Source organism: Paraliobacillus ryukyuensis (genome assembly GCF_003315295.1).
In the GTDB taxonomy this organism is placed as follows: domain Bacteria; phylum Bacillota; class Bacilli; order Bacillales; family Amphibacillaceae; genus Paraliobacillus; species Paraliobacillus ryukyuensis.
Genome location: NZ_QNRI01000018.1, coordinates 1 through 18,088, shown reverse-complemented (window position 1 = coordinate 18,088; position 18,088 = coordinate 1). Strand labels below are relative to the sequence as shown.

15 protein-coding genes are annotated in these 18,088 nt (G+C 35.8%); 5 read left to right on the top strand and 10 right to left on the bottom strand.

Annotation, left to right across the window (positions count from 1 at the left end; genetic code table 11):
• Window positions 1–76: 76 nt before the first annotated feature.
• Window positions 77–349, bottom strand: a complete 273-nt coding sequence (locus DES48_RS15290; protein WP_113870173.1) for a UPF0223 family protein — start codon at window positions 347–349, stop codon at window positions 77–79.
• Window positions 350–437: 88 nt separating this feature from the next.
• Between DES48_RS15290 and DES48_RS15285 the strand changes: the two genes are divergently transcribed.
• Window positions 438–1,910 carry an aminotransferase class I/II-fold pyridoxal phosphate-dependent enzyme gene (locus tag DES48_RS15285; RefSeq protein ID WP_113870172.1) on the top strand — a complete coding sequence of 491 codons (1,473 nt, stop codon included), beginning with the start codon at window positions 438–440 and terminating at the stop codon, window positions 1,908–1,910.
• 78 nt (window positions 1,911–1,988) lie between these two features.
• Here DES48_RS15285 and DES48_RS15280 read toward each other — a convergent pair whose 3' ends face one another.
• The 6 genes from DES48_RS15280 to DES48_RS15255 all read right to left on the bottom strand — a co-directional run bounded on the left by DES48_RS15280 (window position 1,989) and on the right by DES48_RS15255 (window position 9,170).
• Window positions 1,989–2,894, bottom strand: coding sequence for a polysaccharide deacetylase family protein (locus tag DES48_RS15280; RefSeq protein WP_245911501.1), 906 nt, complete (start codon window positions 2,892–2,894; stop codon window positions 1,989–1,991).
• 133 nt (window positions 2,895–3,027) lie between these two features.
• On the bottom strand, window positions 3,028–4,437 hold the full coding sequence (gene lpdA, locus DES48_RS15275; protein ID WP_079709323.1) for a dihydrolipoyl dehydrogenase: 1,410 nt from the start codon (window positions 4,435–4,437) through the stop codon (window positions 3,028–3,030).
• Between the two features lie 3 nt (window positions 4,438–4,440).
• Window positions 4,441–6,033 carry a dihydrolipoyllysine-residue acetyltransferase gene (locus tag DES48_RS15270; protein WP_113870171.1) on the bottom strand — a complete coding sequence of 531 codons (1,593 nt, stop codon included), beginning with the start codon at window positions 6,031–6,033 and terminating at the stop codon, window positions 4,441–4,443.
• A 27-nt stretch (window positions 6,034–6,060) separates the two neighbouring features.
• On the bottom strand, window positions 6,061–7,038 hold the full coding sequence (locus DES48_RS15265) for an alpha-ketoacid dehydrogenase subunit beta (RefSeq protein ID WP_079709321.1): 978 nt from the start codon (window positions 7,036–7,038) through the stop codon (window positions 6,061–6,063).
• Between the two features lie 3 nt (window positions 7,039–7,041).
• Window positions 7,042–8,124, bottom strand: coding sequence for a pyruvate dehydrogenase (acetyl-transferring) E1 component subunit alpha (pdhA, locus tag DES48_RS15260; protein ID WP_079709320.1), 1,083 nt, complete (start codon window positions 8,122–8,124; stop codon window positions 7,042–7,044).
• A gap of 392 nt (window positions 8,125–8,516) precedes the next feature.
• A complete protein-coding gene (locus DES48_RS15255; RefSeq protein ID WP_245911499.1) occupies window positions 8,517–9,170 on the bottom strand; it encodes a YkyA family protein in 654 nt (217 codons plus the stop codon).
• A gap of 173 nt (window positions 9,171–9,343) precedes the next feature.
• On the opposite strand from DES48_RS15255, the gene def reads away from it, so the two are divergent.
• From def to rnjA, 3 genes are all read left to right on the top strand, one after another.
• On the top strand, window positions 9,344–9,901 hold the full coding sequence (def, locus tag DES48_RS15250; protein ID WP_113870170.1) for a peptide deformylase: 558 nt from the start codon (window positions 9,344–9,346) through the stop codon (window positions 9,899–9,901).
• Window positions 9,902–10,474: 573 nt separating this feature from the next.
• The gene (locus DES48_RS15245; RefSeq protein WP_079709317.1) at window positions 10,475–10,684 is read left to right on the top strand and encodes a DNA-dependent RNA polymerase subunit epsilon; all 210 of its coding nucleotides are present in this window, start codon (window positions 10,475–10,477) and stop codon (window positions 10,682–10,684) included.
• A gap of 3 nt (window positions 10,685–10,687) precedes the next feature.
• The gene (rnjA, locus tag DES48_RS15240) at window positions 10,688–12,355 is read left to right on the top strand and encodes a ribonuclease J1 (protein WP_079709316.1); all 1,668 of its coding nucleotides are present in this window, start codon (window positions 10,688–10,690) and stop codon (window positions 12,353–12,355) included.
• Window positions 12,356–12,399: 44 nt separating this feature from the next.
• Here rnjA and DES48_RS15235 read toward each other — a convergent pair whose 3' ends face one another.
• From DES48_RS15235 to DES48_RS15225, 3 genes are all read right to left on the bottom strand, one after another.
• On the bottom strand, window positions 12,400–13,074 hold the full coding sequence (locus DES48_RS15235) for a potassium channel family protein (RefSeq protein ID WP_079709315.1): 675 nt from the start codon (window positions 13,072–13,074) through the stop codon (window positions 12,400–12,402).
• 226 nt (window positions 13,075–13,300) lie between these two features.
• Entirely contained in the window at window positions 13,301–15,121 is a 1,821-nt protein-coding gene (locus DES48_RS15230; protein WP_113870169.1) for an ABC transporter ATP-binding protein, read from the bottom strand.
• A 14-nt stretch (window positions 15,122–15,135) separates the two neighbouring features.
• Window positions 15,136–16,887 carry an ABC transporter ATP-binding protein gene (locus DES48_RS15225; protein ID WP_113870168.1) on the bottom strand — a complete coding sequence of 584 codons (1,752 nt, stop codon included), beginning with the start codon at window positions 16,885–16,887 and terminating at the stop codon, window positions 15,136–15,138.
• Window positions 16,888–17,166: 279 nt separating this feature from the next.
• On the opposite strand from DES48_RS15225, the gene DES48_RS15220 reads away from it, so the two are divergent.
• Complete coding sequence (locus DES48_RS15220) at window positions 17,167–17,994, top strand: mechanosensitive ion channel family protein (RefSeq protein ID WP_113870167.1); 828 nt, start codon at window positions 17,167–17,169, stop codon at window positions 17,992–17,994.
• The last annotated feature ends 94 nt before the right edge of the window (window positions 17,995–18,088 follow it).

Here is an 18,088-nt window from a genome sequence, read left to right as displayed (position 1 = left end):
TTGACGGTCAATTTAAAAGCCCCTTTAGGGGTAGTTAGTAAAGTGCCCTTCTAGGGCGAAATTAAAACCGCCCGTTTTACGGGCGGATATTTATTTTATCAGATTCTACTTTTCGAGCGTGCTGCACCGTGCGATAAACAGAATAGCCAGTTTCCTTTTCAAATTGTTTATCAATCTGCTTCTCTTCACTCTTTGAAGGAACAATCTGTTTAAAGCGTCGATACGCAAGTATTAAGTCATTTCGTTTCACACTTTGTTCATATGCTTTTTCAACTAAAGACAAAAAATTCACCACATCGATGACTTCATTGGTGGACCATGATTCGTCAATTGGGTAACTATAGTTCATTTTAACATCCCTCTCAGCTAGTATTATAACAAATTATTTGCTATAATTTTTTTCTATCACTTACATTGTATAAAGAGGAGTTCCTATAATGCAAGATCAAAATCTAACACCTTTGTTTACAGGCCTACAAAACTACATAGAAAGCAACCCTACTCCTTTTCATATACCCGGTCACAAAAAGGGGGAAGGGATGGAAAAAACGTTCCGTGATTTTATAGGTGAAAAGGCATTATCGATCGATTTAATCAATATTAGTCCACTAGATGATCTCCATCATCCACACGGAATGATAAAGGATGCGCAAGATTTGGCTGCACAAGCATTTGGAGCAGATTATACTTTTTTCTCTGTTCAAGGTACAAGTAGTGCAATTATGACAATGGTCATGACCGTATGCGGACCAGGAGATAAAATTATTGTTCCAAGAAATATCCATAAATCGGTTACTGCTGCAATTATTTTTGCTGGTGCAGTACCTATTTTTATTCATCCAGAACTAGACAATGACTTAGGCATTGCCCATGGAATTACACCCGAAGCTGTAGAAAAAGCAATTAATGCTCATCCAGATGCCAAAGGTGTATTTGTAATAAATCCAACTTACTTCGGCATTGCAGCAGATTTGAAACGAATTGTTACCATTGCACATGCAAATAACATTCCTGTCTTAGTCGATGAAGCTCATGGCGTGCATATTCACTTTCATGATGATTTACCTTTATCAGCTATGCAAGCAGGAGCGGATTTAGCTGCTACAAGTGTGCACAAATTGGGTGGCTCTTTAACCCAAAGCTCTATACTTAATCTTAAAGAAGGTATCGTGACACATGAAAGAGTACAACGAATTTTTTCTATGCTCACAACTACCTCTACTTCCTATATACTTTTAGCTTCATTAGATAGTGCTAGAAAGCAATTAGCTACTGAAGGTAAACAATTGGTAGATAAAACAATCCAACTTGCTCAACTGACAAGAGTAAAGATAAATGAAATACCACATCTCTACTGTCCAGGTAAAGAACTATTAGGGACCAAAGCAACCTTTGATTATGATCCGACGAAGTTACTAATTTCAGTAAAACAACTTGGTGTTACAGGTTATGACGTAGAAGTATGGTTAAGAGAAAACTTCAATCTTGAAGTTGAATTATCGGATATGTACAATATTTTATGTATTATTACACCTGGTGATACAGAGAAGGAAACGCAAAAATTAACTCATGCGCTTAACGTCCTTTCTGAAACTTATGAACGTTCTGCAACAGACACAGCAATTCGAGTTACCATTCCTCCTATACCTATGCTAAGTATGACGCCTAGAGACGCATTTTACGCAGAAACGGAGACAATCAACCTAAGAGATTCAGAAGGAAGAATTAGTGCGGAATCCATTATGGTCTATCCGCCAGGTATTCCCATTTTTATACCCGGTGAAATTATCTCAAAAGAAAATTTATCTTATATTTCCCAGAATTTAGCAGCAGGTCTACCTGTTCAAGGTTTAGAAGATGAATCATTAGAAACGATTCAAGTAATTAAGGAAATGAAACCATTTAAATAAACACTTTTTAAAAATCTTACTAGTAAAAAGCACGTACACACCATAACTAATCATTGAGTGTGTACGTACTTTTTCTGCTTATTCTATTGTCTTAATTGCGTGCGGATCAACTGTCTCATAACCTTTATCACGTAGACCCATTACAATATCTTTTAATGCTTTGTTTGTCCAGTCTCTATCATGCATTAATAAATTTGCCCCTGATTTAAGCAATGAATAATCAACACCTGCTTCAGGTCCTTCACCTGAAACCATCGCCTTTGTCAATTTCTCCGCATCTTGATAAGGTGCAAAATAATCATACCCATAAGTCCAATTCATCACAACCATACCCTCTTCTTTGGCAAGCTGTCTTGAATAATCGGTATTTGCCCCATGTGGCGCACGAAAGAATTTTGGACGCTCACCAGTTACTTCTTCTATCAAATCGTTTAGTGGCACAATTTCTTCATATTGCTTGTCTTGATTCACTTTAGTAAGGTTTTGATGGGTCATTGTATGATTTCCTATCATAAATCCCATCTCATAAATTTGTTTTAATACGTTTTTTTGCTCTTCTGTGTTCAAAAAGTGACCATTCACAAAGAAAATAGCATGTGCGTCAATTTCTTTTAGTGTTTTTGCCATTTCTAATGCGTATTGATCTGGCGCATCATCAATAGTTAACAAAACTACTTTTTCATTCCCATCTTCTGATAAAGGCTCAACCGAAGATGTTTTCGGATTTATTTGATAGGTTGCTTCTTTTTTTTCTGGTTCTGGTGCTTCTGTTTCTTCCTCTTTGTCTTGTTTGCTTGTTTCATTATCTTTCTCTTCCGATGACTTTGTTTCTACTTCTTTCTCCGCAGAATCATTGTCGCTTCTTTTTTGTTCGTTACTCGTTCCTTCATCATTTTTCTCAGTACTATCTGAAGTGTTTCCACACCCTGTTGCAAGTAGTAAAATAAAGCTTATGAATAACAAAAGTAACAACCGACTTTTCACAAGTAACTCCCCCTAATTTATGTATTCTTCTATTATTATACGACAAAAAATACTTCCTATCTGCAATAATAGCAAATTCATTAATAAAAAAAGCTTACACTGCATTGAAGTGTAAGCTTTTTACAACATTTATTTATCGTACAATGTGGATAGGCGTACCCATTGCTACTTCGGCAGCTTCCATTGTAATTTCCCCTAATGTAGGGTGAGCATGAATGGTAAGTGCTAAGTCTTCAGCTGTCATACCAGCTTCAATTGCTAAGCCTAGCTCTGAAATCATGTCACTTGCATTTGTCCCTGCAATTTGGGCACCTAATACAAGACCATCATCTTTACGAGTTACAAGCTGAACAAAACCATCACCACTTCCTAGAGAAAGTGCACGACCATTTGCAGCAAATGGGAATTTGTCAGCTCTTACATCAAAACCAGCGTCTTTAGCAGCTTGCTCTGTGTAGCCAACTGTTGCAAGTTCTGGTTCAGAGAACACAACAGCAGGAATACCATTGTAATCAATTTCTGCTTTTTCACCAGCAATTGCTTCAGCTGCAATTTTACCTTCATAAGAAGCCTTATGTGCAAGTGGTGGTCCTGCAATAATATCACCAATTGCATAGATATTGTCGAAATTCGTACGGCACTGATTATCAGTCTTGATAAGACCTCTTTCGTCCATTTCAATGCCTACTTGCTCTAAGCCAATTTCTTCTGTATTTGGACGACGACCAACTGTGACAAGTACATAATCAGCTTCTACAGTTTCTTCTTTCCCGTTCGCTTCATAAGTAACCTTCACACCATTGTCAGTTTCTTCAGAGCTTTTTGCCATTGCTTTTGTAACAATATTAACATTTTTCTTCTTCAAATTACGTTTAACTAGAGATGACATTTGTTTTTCAAATCCACCTAGAATATCATCTGCACCTTCAAGAATAGTCACTTCTGTACCGAAGTTAGCATATGCAGTACCTAATTCAGTACCTACATAGCCACCACCGATAACTACTAATTTCTCAGGAATTTCTTTAAGGCCTAATGCACCAGTTGAATCTAGAATGCGATCTGAAAATTTAAATGTTGGAATTTCAATAGGTGTAGAACCTGTTGCAATAATACAATCTTTGAATGTATAAGTTTGAGAATTTTTCTCGTCCATAATACGTACGGTATTTTGGTCAACAAAGTATACTTCACCTTTTACAATGTCTACTTTATTCCCTTTTAATAGACCTTCAACACCACTAGTTAATTTATGAACAACGCCTGCTTTCCATTCTTGAACTTTAGAGAAGTCGACAGATACGTTGTCAGCAGAGATACCCATTTCAGAAGCACCATGCGCTTCTTCATAACGGTGTCCTGCTTGAATCAATGCTTTAGAAGGAATACAACCAACATTTAAACAAACGCCGCCTAAAGCACCTTTATCAACAATTGTAACTTTTTGTCCTGTTTGCGCTGCACGAATTGCAGCAACATAACCACCAGGACCTGCTCCAACTACTAGTGTATCTAATTCGATTGGAAAATCCCCTACTACCATATTTTACGCCTCCATCATAATTAATTGTGGATCGTTTAGTAAACGTTTCACTTGGTTTAATGCCATTTGTGCTGTAGCACCATCAACGATTCTGTGGTCAAAGCTTAATGATAATGTAAGTACTGGTGCAGCAACAATTTCACCATCTTTAACAACTGGTTTTTCAGCAATACGACCAATACCTAAAATGGCAACCTCTGGGTGATTGATAACTGGTGTGAACCACTGACCACCTGCGGAACCAATGTTAGAGATCGTAGATGAAGCACCTTTCATTTCATTAGGAGCCAATTTACCATCTTTTGCTTTACCAGCTAATTCATTGATTTCACTTGAGATAGCAAAGATTGATTTTTTATCTGCATCTTTCACTACTGGTACCATAAGACCTCTATCTGTGTCAGCAGCAATACCGATATTGTAATAATGTTTATAAACAATCTCATCATTTTCATCATCAATCGATGCATTAATAACAGGATAGTTTCTTAAAGCTGAAACTAAAGCTTTTACTACATATGGTAAATATGTTAACTTAATTTCTTGTTCAGCTGCAACAGCTTTAAATTTCTTACGATGAGCAACTAGTTCTGTAACATCAACTTCATCATGAAGCGTTACGTGTGGAGCTGTATGTTTTGAATTAACCATCGATTTTGCAATTGATTTACGAATTCCAGACATTTTCTCGCGTGTTTCTGGAAGATCACCAGCTGGTGCTGTTTGTTGTTGTTGTGAAGAAGATGTTTTTCTTTCTTCTTTTATAACAGTTGAACCTTGACCTGAAGCCTGAGCTTCTGCTGGTTTTTGATCCCCATTTAGATATGCTTGCACATCTTCTTTAAGTACACGACCATTATTACCACTACCAGCAACATTCGCAATGTTTACATCATTGTCGCGCGCAAATTTACGAACTGACGGCATTGCAATCACACGACGATTGGGATCAACATTTTCTTGTTTAGCTGATGGAGAAGCTTTTTCTTCTTTTGCAGGTTCAGCAGACTCAGATGATGATGCTTCGGCTTCATAACCTTCCGCGTTAATAGACACAATTGTTTGGCCTACTGTTGCTACTGTTCCCTCATCAAAATGTACTTCTTTTACTGTTCCTTCTACTGGTGAAGGGATTTCGACAACTGATTTATCATTTTGTACTTCACAAAGTACATCGTCTTCTTTGATTTCATCTCCGGCTTTAACAAACCATTTTACGATTTCACCTTCGTGAATTCCTTCACCGATGTCAGGTAATTTGAATTCATAGACACCAGTGTTGCTGCTACTAGACTCACTAGTTCCTTCAGAAGCAGATGCTTGTTCAACGTCTCCACTAGCTTCTTCGCCTTCATAGCCTTCCGCGTCAATAGATACAATTGTTTGACCTACTGTTGCTACTGTTCCCTCATCAAAATGTACTTCTTTTACTGTTCCTTCTACTGGTGAAGGGATTTCGACAACTGATTTATCATTTTGCACTTCACAAAGTACATCGTCTTCTTTGATTTCATCTCCGGCTTTAACAAACCATTTTACGATTTCACCTTCATGAATTCCTTCACCGATATCAGGCAATTTAAATTCAAATGCCATTATTTTTGCCTCCCATCAATATTTCAATTAAAAGTTAAGTACTGTGTTTACTTTTTCAACGATATCATTGTAATTTGGTAGCCAAACTTCTTCTGCTTGTGTGAAAGAATAAACAGTATCTGGTGCTGTAACTCGTAAGACTGGAGCTTCTAAATGTAAGATAGCACGTTCTTGGATTTCAGTTACAATGTAAGAAGCCATACCAGCTTGTTTTTGTGCTTCTTGTACAACAACGACACGATTTGTTTTTTCAACAGATTTGATAATGGTATCCATATCAATTGGCATGACTGTACGTAAGTCAATTACTTCTGCTTGAATACCGTCTTTTTCAAGTTCTTCCGCCGCTTTCATAGAAGCTTGAACCATCGCACCATATGCTACTAATGTTACATCTGAACCTTCACGTTTCACATTAGCTTTACCTAGTTCTACAGTGTATTCTTCCTCAGGTACCTCTTCACGGAAAGAACGGTACAATTTCATGTGCTCTAGGTATACAACCGGATCATTGTCTCGGATAGAAGAGATCAACAATCCTTTTGCATCATAAGGGTTTGAAGGGATAACCACTTTTACACCTGGTTGTTGTGCGATTAGACCTTCTAATGAATCCGCATGAAGTTCAGGTGTGTGCACCCCACCACCAAATGGAGAACGAATCGTAATTGGTGCATTCATTGTATTACCTGTACGGTAACGAAGACGAGCCATTTGTCCGTTAATTGCATCCATCGCTTCATAAACGAAACCGAAGAATTGAATTTCAGGAACTGGACGAAATCCCTGTGTTGCTAAACCGATTGAAATACCAGCGATACCAGATTCAGCTAGTGGTGTATCAAACACGCGATCTTCACCAAATTCGTCTTGAAGACCTTCAGTCGCACGGAATACCCCACCGTTTTGACCAACATCTTCACCAAAAACTAATACATTTTCATCATTTTTAAGTTCTGTGCGCAAAGCATCAGTGATTGCTTGGATCATTGTCATTTGAGCCATGATTTACTTCGACTCCTTTGCTTTATATTCTTCCAATTGCTCCTCTAAGTGTGCTGGAAGTTCTTCATACATATTTTGAATAAGATCAGAAACTTTTTGTTTTGGTTGCTGATCAGCTTTTTTGATTGCAGCTTTGATTTCTTCTTTAGCTTTTTCAATTACTTCATTTTCTTGATCTTCTGACCAAAGACCTTTATTTTCTAAGAATTTACGGAAACGAACAATTGGGTCTTTTTTCTCCCACTCACTATCTAAATCTTCTGTACGATAACGCGTTGGATCATCACCAGCCATTGTGTGTGGACCGTAACGGTAAGTTAATGTTTCAATCAATGTTGGGCCTTCTCCGTTTACAGCACGCTCACGCGCATCTTTTGTAGCAGCATAAACAGCTAACACGTCCATACCATCAACTTGAATACCCTCGATTCCAGCAGCAACTGCTTTTTGAGCTAATGTTTTAGCAGCCGTTTGCTTATCTACTGGTACAGATATTGCAAAGCGGTTATTTTGAACAACGAAAATCGCAGGAGCTTGGTATGCACCAGCAAAGTTAATTCCTTCATAGAAATCACCTTGAGAAGTACCACCATCACCTGTATAAGTGATTGCCACTGATTTTTGACCACGTTTTTTCATACCTAGTGCAACACCAGCTGCTTGCGTATATTGTGCACCAATAATAATCTGTGGACTTAATGCGTTTACACCTTCTGGCATTTGGTTACCATGATAATGTCCTCTTGAGAACAAGAATGCTTGGTATAATGGAAGACCATGCCAAATTAATTGAGGAACATCACGGTATGCTGGTAAAAGAAAGTCTTCTTTTTCCAATGCAAATTGTGTACCTAACTGAGAAGCTTCTTGACCTGCTGTAGGTGCGTAGAAACCTAATCTACCTTGACGGTTTAAAGCAATCGAGCGTTGATCTAAAATTCTAGTGTAGACCATTCTCGTCATTAATTCTTTTAATTCATCATCTGAAAGTTCAGGCATTGCATCTTCGTTAATGATTTCGCCGTCTTCATTCAGAATTTGAAACGTTTCGTATTGATTTTCAATGTTTTCAAGTATACGTTTCAAAAGATTCACCTCTTCCTTTCCATATCCGTTTAGATTTATCTGCAATTGTTTCTGCAATATTGTAGAAACTATGAACAGAATTGTACTTATTCATACAGTACCCTATTGTAACTTTTTTTAATCTTAATTTCTTATTATGTAGAAACTGTTACATAGGTGAAACGTATTATGATTAGTACAATTACAACTCAATAATTAGTTTAGCTCATTACATTGTTTCGGTCAAACACTTTGATCAATATAATGCAATTTTTTAATTCAAAAAGTTTATTTAATTAAAAAGACAGCTTCTGTACTAGCATATAAATCACAACTGTATTATAAAAATTTAAATTTTATATATAAAAAAAGAGCGCTCTCCCATCATAGACGAAAAAACACCCTCCTTTTCATTAATTTTCATAGGTGATATCTAAATCTGTTGCTTCATAAAAAGCTTGTTTTTGCTCATTAAATGCATCTGTATTTTCACTGAAAATTGTATTTGCTTCAGTAACTTTTTCATATTGGTTATTAACCTTCTCTATTTGGTCAAATAATGTACTTTCTTCAAGCTCTTCTTGCTTTAATAGTTCGTATATTTTTTGATCGTAATCGAGTGACGTTTGATACGCATCATGTAGTGCTATGTATGCATTGTACCGATCTTCCATCGCTTGTTGCATTTGTGACGCTTGATCTTTTAATGAAGCTTCTTTTAATTTATCAACCAATGGATTAATTTGATCAAACTCTTTTTTAGCTGCTTCAATGCTTTCTTTTTCTTTTTTAAGTAGTTCTCTTCTCTTTTCTATTGAAGCTAACGCCTCATCTGCTAAGGAAGTAATTTGGTCAAACTGGTCCATATTTAGCTTGCTAATCTCTTGAAATATTTTCTGTTCTTCTTGTTCTAATTTTGACAGTGGTTCTTGTTGGTTAACAAATTCGCTTTCTAAAGAGACAGCTTCTTCTAAGTGGTTATACATCTTTTCTGTAGTCGATTGTCCGGAACAACCAGCAACAAAAACTAACATAACAAAAGCTATCCCAATTAATTTACGTTTCAATCTTTTATGCCTCCCTTGTCCCGTCTAGCAAAATATTTAACACATTCGTGAAAATAGTATAACATATTATTATCCATAACAAATATCTAACTTTCTAAATCCTTAGATTTAATCTTTAACATGTCGTTTATGTTAAACTATGATATGAGAAAGTAATAAAGGAGTATGCATGCATGATTACAATGAAAGATGTCATTAGAGAAGGTAATCCTATTTTGGAACAAGTAGCAGAACCAATTGAATTACCAATAAATGATCAAGATAGACAGACGCTAGCAGATATGTTGCAATTTCTAAAAAATAGTCAAGATGAAGAGATAGCTGAAAAGTATAACCTGCGCCCCGGTGTAGGAATAGCCGCACCTCAAATAGGTATTTCCAAACGAATGATGGCTGTACACTTCGAAGATTTTGACGGCAAACAGTATAGTGCCGGTCTAATTAACCCTAAAATTGTTAGCCATTCCGTAGAAAAAACGTTTCTTTCTAACGGGGAAGGTTGTCTCTCGGTTGATCGAGAAGTGCCAGGATATGTACCAAGATATGCTAGAATTACAGTAAAGGCGATTAATTTAGCAGGTGAACCAATTAAATGGCGGTTGCGTGGGTATCCGGCAATTGTTGTACAACACGAAATTGATCACTTAAATGGTATTATGTTTTACGACCACATTAATAATAAAAATCCATTTGACATTCCAGAAAACACAAGTGCTTGTGATGCAAATTAAAAAAGATTCTAACATGAGCAAATAACAAAGTAACCGGCACGAACCAAAATGATTGTGCTCATTTTTGGTTCGTGCTTTTAAATGTTGTGATTACTATTTTATCTTGCCTTTTGTATAAGAATCTTTGTCGTTGTGAAAAATAGTAAAAAGTTAACGTGAAAATCGTTCCTCTCATCAACAGATGGGGATAGCTAACTTATGTAAATCCGAAAAATTGCCTCGTTAATTATTTATCACCTTAACCAGAAACTTTATTTTTTTTATAAGTTTTAAACGTTTCTGTTTCCAAAATTGTATTTACATACTATACTAATAGTAAGAGGGATTGGATCGGTTACACATTTATGCTTTTCTTTAACAAGGAGAAAGGAGCGTAACGGTATGTTAAAGCGGCTAAAAGAAAAGCTTAGAAAACGATGGAAAAAATTATTACGTCAAAATCGCGTTCCGAATGCTTTTAAAAATTCTTGTCGGTGAATAAAGCATCCTAATACAAATCAGATTCACGTAAATCAAAATATTGCTATGTTCTATAAAAAAACTAATTATTGCACTTATGAAGGAGAGATTATAATGATATTTAAAGTACTTTATCAAGAAATACCTGATGAAATACCTGTTCGTGAAAGAACAAAAAGCCTATATTATGAAGCCGAGAATGAAAGACAAGTTCGTACAGAATTAGCAGCGAATTCCATTAATATTGAGTTTATCCAGCCATTAGACGAAGAACATCTAGCATATGAAAAACAATCCAATGATTTTAAAGTGGAGAATGCCTAACCAATGAAATTTGTAAAAAATGATCAAACAGCTGTATTTGCGTTAGGTGGACTAGGTGAAATCGGTAAAAACACATATGGTATCCAGTTCCAGGATGAAATTATTCTAGTTGATGCTGGAATCAAGTTTCCTGAAGATGAATTACTAGGAATTGATTATGTTATACCTGATTACACCTATCTTGTTCAAAATCAAGATAAAATTAAAGGGTTATTTATTACTCATGGACATGAGGATCATATAGGTGGAATACCTTACTTATTAAGAGAAATTAATATCCCTATTTATGCTGGAAAACTTGCTATTGGCTTAATTAAAAATAAATTAGATGAACATGGACTCTTACGAAATGCAAAGCTGCATACATTTCAAGAGGATGAAATAATTAAATTTAGAAAGACTTCCGTTTCGTTCTTTAGAACCACACATAGCATACCTGATTCATACGGAATAGTGGTGAAAACTCCTCCAGGAAACATTGTACACACAGGAGATTTTAAATTTGACTTTACACCTGTTGGCGATCCAGCTAATATAGCTAAAATGGCTGAAGTGGGTAAAGAAGGTGTACTTTGTTTGTTATCCGACAGTACAAACAGTGAGGTTCCTGGTTTTACCATGTCTGAAAGTGTAGTAGGAGAAAGCATCAATGATATATTTAATCGTGTAGATGGTCGAGTTATTTTTGCTACATTCGCATCAAACATCTATCGACTACAACAAGTAGTAGAAAGTGCGGTAAAGCATAATAGAAAAATAGCTGTATTTGGAAGAAGTATGGAAGCTTCTATTACCATCGGACGTGAACTAGGATATATTAAAGCACCTGAGGAAACCTTCATTGATGCACATCAAATCAATCGTCTTCCTGCCAACGAAGTAACTATACTTTGTACAGGCTCTCAAGGTGAACCAATGGCCGCTTTATCAAGAATTGCAAATGGAACACACCGACAAATTCAAATTATACCTAATGACACTGTCGTATTTTCTTCTTCACCAATCCCTGGTAATACGTTAAGTGTTAGTAAGATCATTAATATGCTTTATCGTGCTGGCGCAGATGTTATTCATGGACCACTTAATGATATCCATACATCTGGACATGGCGCTCAAGAAGAGCAGAAATTAATGTTACGCTTATTAAGACCAAAATTCTTTATGCCGATTCACGGTGAATACCGTATGTTAAAAGAACATACAAAACATGCACAAGCTTGTGATGTGGATCCAAGCAATTGCTTTATTATGGATAACGGAGACGTATTGGCTCTAGGTAAAGATAGTGCGAATGTTGCCGGTAAAATACCTTCAGGAGCGATTTATGTTGATGGTAGTGGTATTGGAGATATCGGAAATATTGTCTTGCGCGATAGACGTATCCTATCAGAAGAAGGGTTAGTAATTGTTGTCGTAAGTATTAATATGAAAGAATTCAAAATTGCATCAGGTCCAGATATTATCTCTCGTGGTTTCGTCTATATGAGAGAGTCAGAAGACTTGATCAATGAAGCGCAAAAAATCGTTTCTTCCCACTTAAACAAAGTGATGGAACGTAAGACAACACAATGGTCTGAAATCAAAAATGAAATTACAGACACCATTGCGCCTTTCTTGTTTGACAAAACAAAACGTCGTCCAATGATACTTCCAATTATTATGGAAGTGTAAATAAGACTAAAAAACGTCGAGAGTTTTAAAACTCTCGACGTTTTTTAGTCATCATCGACTACTAAATATTTTTCGAATCTAGAAATGTCTTTATCAGCACCAATAACAATTAATATGTCACCACTATCAATTGTTTCTGTAGCCATTGGAGATACATTAATTTCATTATTTTGTTCTTGCTTAATAGCGACAACGTTGCAACCATAATTTGCGCGAATATCCAAATCCACAAGCGTCTGTCCAATCATTTTCTTTCCTGCTTTCACTTCCACAATACTATGGTCATCTGATAACTCTAAATGGTCCAAAATATTATTGGAAATAATACTATGAGCAATCCTTCTACCCATATCACGTTCAGGATGGACAACTTGATCGGCGCCAATTTTTTTCAACACTTTTTCATGATAATCATTCTGTGCTTTAACTGTAATTTTATTAATTCCCAATTCTTTGAGCATTAATGTTGTTAAAATACTCGCTTGTATATTGTCACCAATAGCAACAATGACATGATCAATATTACGTATTCCTAGTTCTTTTAACACCTTTTCATCTGTTGCATCTGCAATTACCGCATGTGAAGCAATATTCTTATACTCATTAACTTTATCCTCTTCCGTATCAATTGCAAGTACTTCCATACCTTCTTCACTTAATTCTTTGCAAATACTTCCGCCAAATCGGCCTAGGCCAATGACAGCAAATTCTCTTTTCATTGCATAATCCTCCTACTACACACAACATCTGAACATAGTCTATCATATTTTTCTATCGAAGAACACTTCATGTAAACATTTAAAATTGGTCAGACTTATCATTGCCACAAAAAAGATGGATTAAGTCCAGTTCTATCAGGACTTAATCCAGTTACAAAGCTGTAATGTACTGTGCTCTTTTTTATAACATTCTACTTTTCTTTTAGGTTTAAGACATTTTATTAATTTACAAGGCGTCCAACATTTCAAATTGCGATTTAACAAGTTGGAAATACTCTCCCTGTTTATTCATCAATTCATCATGGTTACCTTGTTCTAATATTTTTCCGTGTTCTAATACGATAATTTGATCGGCTTCTCTAATGGTAGATAAGCGATGGGCAATCATAATTGCCGTACGCCCTTCTAATAATTTTCGTAAAGCATGTTGAATTTTCATTTCGGTTTCTGTATCAATACTTGCCGTCGCCTCATCTAGTATGAGAATACGTGGATCAGCCAGCAAAGCTCTAGCGAATGAAAGTAATTGCCTTTCTCCAGCAGAAAGAATGCTTCCTCGCTCCTCTACTTCTGTCTCATAACCGTTTGCTAAGCGCAAGATGAAATCATGTGCACCAACAACCTTTGCTGCTTCAATCACTTCTTCATCCGTTGCTTCTGGTCGCCCAAATCGAATATTATCTTTAATAGACCCCGAAAAAATAAAAGTATCTTGCAAAACAACACTAATATTATTTCGAAGACTATTTAATTTCATATCACGTAAATCATGCCCATCAATTTTAACTTGACCTTTTGTTGGATCATAAAAACGACTAATTAGATTCGCAATGGTGGATTTTCCTGATCCAGTATGGCCTACTAAAGCAACCGTCTGACCAGCTTTCATCTCTAATGAAATTTCATGTAACGCAATTCTGTCTGAGTCATAAGCAAATTGAACACGATCAAATTCAATGCGCCCTTTCATATCTTCAAATGATTTAGCATCTGGCTTTTCTTCTACATTTGGTTGCTCATCTAAAAATTCGAATATTCGTTCTGAAGAGGCCATCGCAACCAATAACTGATTATAGACTTGACCAAGTCTTGAGATCGGCTCCCAAAACATTCCTAAGAATGTGGCAAATAAAACAAAATCTCCTATGTCAATGGTTCCAGAAATAATCATATGAGAACCAAGCGAAATTAGAATTACCGTACCAATTGCATTACTCATTTCAACAAACGGCCCAAAATAAGCGCTTTTTTTCATCGCTAGTCGTTCTTTTTCAAAGTTATCTGTGTTCACACCATCAAAAAAAGCGCTATTCTCTTTTTCTTGAGAGAAAGATTGCGTTATTCGAATACCTTGTAAACTTTCATTAAGATGGGAATTCAATTTTGATTTTTGGATACGAACATCTTGCCATGATCGACGAATTTTTTTACGTAACGCCGTGGAAATGTAGAACATAATCGGTAAGATGACTAATATAGCTATAGCTAATTGCGGACTAAAGTAGAATAGAATAGCAATTATACCTAGTAAAGTAATAACATCCATTAACAAGTTGATAATACCATTGGTGAATAATTCTTGTAATGAATTTACATCATTTAAAATCCGAACTAAAATCGAGCCCGCAGAACGTTTATCAAAGAAATTATGTGATAAACGTTGCACATGAGAAAATAACTGTTTTCTTAAATCATGAATAACTTTTTGTCCTAATATATTCACAAGCTTTATGCGAAAATGATTTCCGATATAGCTCAATACATACAAAACGGAGATAATAATAACTATATACGTTAGCAAATTAACATCTTTATTTCTGATCGCTATGTCAATTGCCACCTTACTGATAAGCGTTGGAACTGCTAATCGAACAATAGTAGATAGCAACATCGCGAGCATTGCACCCGGAAGAATTGATCTCATATAAGGCTTAACATATGCTAATAAACGCGTCATCTGTAGCCAGTTAAATGGTTTTTCTACTGCTTGTTCAGATGGATAATAGAATCGTTTTAATTGTTTGTTTACAGGCTGTTGTTCTTCCATGTTCTCACCCTCCCTTAATTTGCTGTATTAAAAATTCTTTCTTTGTCTTGATATTGAATATCATAGATACGTTGATATGGTCCACCATTATCTAATAATTGCTCATGTTTACCTCGCTCAACAATGGCACCGTCTTCTAACACAAGAATTTCATCTGCGTGTTTGAGGGAAGATATACGGTGGGCAATAATAAATGTCGTACGATTTTTCATAACTTCTTTAAGTGCTTTTTGAATTTTGAACTCTGTTTCCATATCGACTGCTGAAGTAGCATCATCTAATATTAGAATACTTGGGTCAATCAAGATCGCTCGAGCAATGGCAATTCTTTGTTTTTGTCCTCCAGAGAGTCCCATACCTCGTTCGCCAAGCATAGTGTCATAACCATTAGGCATCTCCAAGATAAACTCATGAGCCTGCGCACGTTTAGCCGCTGCAATAATATCATCGATAGATGCGTTTGGATTACCGTAAGCAATATTATCTTTGATCGTTGTAGAGAATAAAAAAGATTCTTGTGATACAAAACCAATATTTCTTCTGAGTGCTTTCAGATTATAATCACTAACAGGTTTTCCATCAATAAGTACGTCCCCTTGCTTTGGCTCATAAAATCGCGTCATTAATTGGGTAATACTAGTTTTTCCAGCACCGGTAGCGCCAATTAACCCAAGAACTGTTCCAGCTGGGGCATCAAAAGATATATCCTTTAATGCTTGATCATCGTCTTCTTCATATTGTAACGTTACATTGTTAAATGTGACATGACCACTGATTTTGTTAGGAATCACAGCATCATAATCTTCTTGTATATCTTCTTCTGCTTCCAAAATTTCTAACAAACGATCACCTGATGCTTTTGCTTGTGAGAATTGGTTAACAATAAACCCTAATTGCATCAAAGGGCCAAGAATATAATTTACTAAACTAAAGAAGGCAACCATTTCACCCATTGTTAGCTGACCATTAATTACTAAGTAGCCTCCATAGATCACTAAAGCTACCACGGAAATATTACCAACAAACTCCATAAGTGGAAAATATTTCGACCAAATGTTTGATGTTTTAATATTAACATCCTGATAATCGGCGTTATTAACGGTGAAACGCTCAATTTCAAAATCTTCTTTTGCTAATGACTTAACAGTATTCATACCACTAACATTTTCTTGAATACGTGTGTTTAATCTTCCTAATGATTTACGAACTGTACGAAAAGCTGGGTGCACTTTTTTATCAAATCGATAAACCACAACAGCAAGAAACGGCATCACGGCCATTGTTACTAACGCTAGTGGGATAGAGTAGAAGAACATAACGGATAGACTTATCACAATCAACAAGACCACTCGTATAAATTCTTTCAAACCAGCAGCAAGGAAAAACTTAAACCCCTCAACATCCATAGTAAGTCGGGACATTAAATCACCAGTTCGTGCATTATCATAATAGGTAAAGGATAAGCGTTGTAACTTTTTATATAAACCGGCTCTTAGTCTAAATACGGCTGAAACCCCAAATAGGTCTCCTAAGTATTGTTGTAAAAAGTTAGCTACTCCTTTAACAATCATAATTAAAACAAATCCAACTGCTAGATAAGGAATTAATCGATATTGTTCTTTTAAGACAACATCGTCAATAGTAATTTGTAAAATAACTGGGTAAACTACCGTTATACCAGTTACCAAAACAGTGAAAAATAGCGCAATAAAAAAGTATTTCTTAAACGGCCAATAGAATTGCTTCAATTTTTTAAAAATTTCCACTAGTATACCTCCCTTTTTCTTTTTCGTAATTACAAATATATCGGGTTACGAAATAAATATCCACCCATTTGTATTATTTTTTTCAATAAAATATAAAATCCGCCTTAAGACGGATAATTCTATTGAATAACATGAGCCCAAACATTGCTCTATAAAAATAAATTAATTTCGTGTATAACAAAACTTCATAACGGGTATAAGTTGAATATCAGTTCATAATATAGTACATTTAGCAAGATGGTCATTAGAACTTATACATACTACGAGAGGAGACATACAATGACACTATTTGGAATTGATCTAACTAACTTTATTGACACATACCTGTCAATCGCCATTAAGATTATTATTTTATTGATTGCTTATGCGATTGTTTCCCCTTTAGGGAAAAAAGTAATAACCAAAGCTTTAGCAAAAACAGCAACAAGAGAAAGCATTTCACAAGCACGGGTTAAAACATTAGAAAAACTGTTATTAAACATTTATACTTATATCTTGATATTCGTATTTATTACTATGTTGTTTGGCATTTTTGATTTAGAATTAGGACCGCTCCTAGCAACAGCGGGTGTCCTAGGACTAGCGATCGGCTTTGGTGCACAGGGACTAGTAAGTGATATAGTTACTGGATTTTTTATTTTACTGGAAAAACAAATCGAAGTAGATGAATATGTCAGCACGGCTGGTTACAGTGGAATAGTTGAAGAAATAGGATTACGCACCACAAAAATACGTAGCTTTGATGGTACATTAAACTTTATCCCTAACCGTCAAATGGAAGGTGTAAGTAATCATTCTAGAGGAACGATGCGTGCATTAGTAGACATTGGAATTAGTTATGATGCTAATATTGATCATGCTATGAGTGTATTGCAAAAAATTTGTGACGAATTTCAACAAGATGAACGTTTTGTTGAAGGTCCAGATGTTTTAGGTGTACAAGGGTTTGGATCTTCAGAAGTTGTATTACGTATATTAGGTAGAACTGAGAATATGCAACAATGGGCAGCTGAACGTGATATTCGCAAACGCATTAAAGAAGAATTTGATACAAATGGTATCGAAATTCCATTTCCACATCAAGTCAACATCACAAAACAGTCATAAATAAATATCCGCCCGTAAAACGGGCGGTTTTAATTTCGCCCTAGAAGGGCACTTTACTAACTACCCCTAAAGGGGCTTTTAAATTGACCGTCAA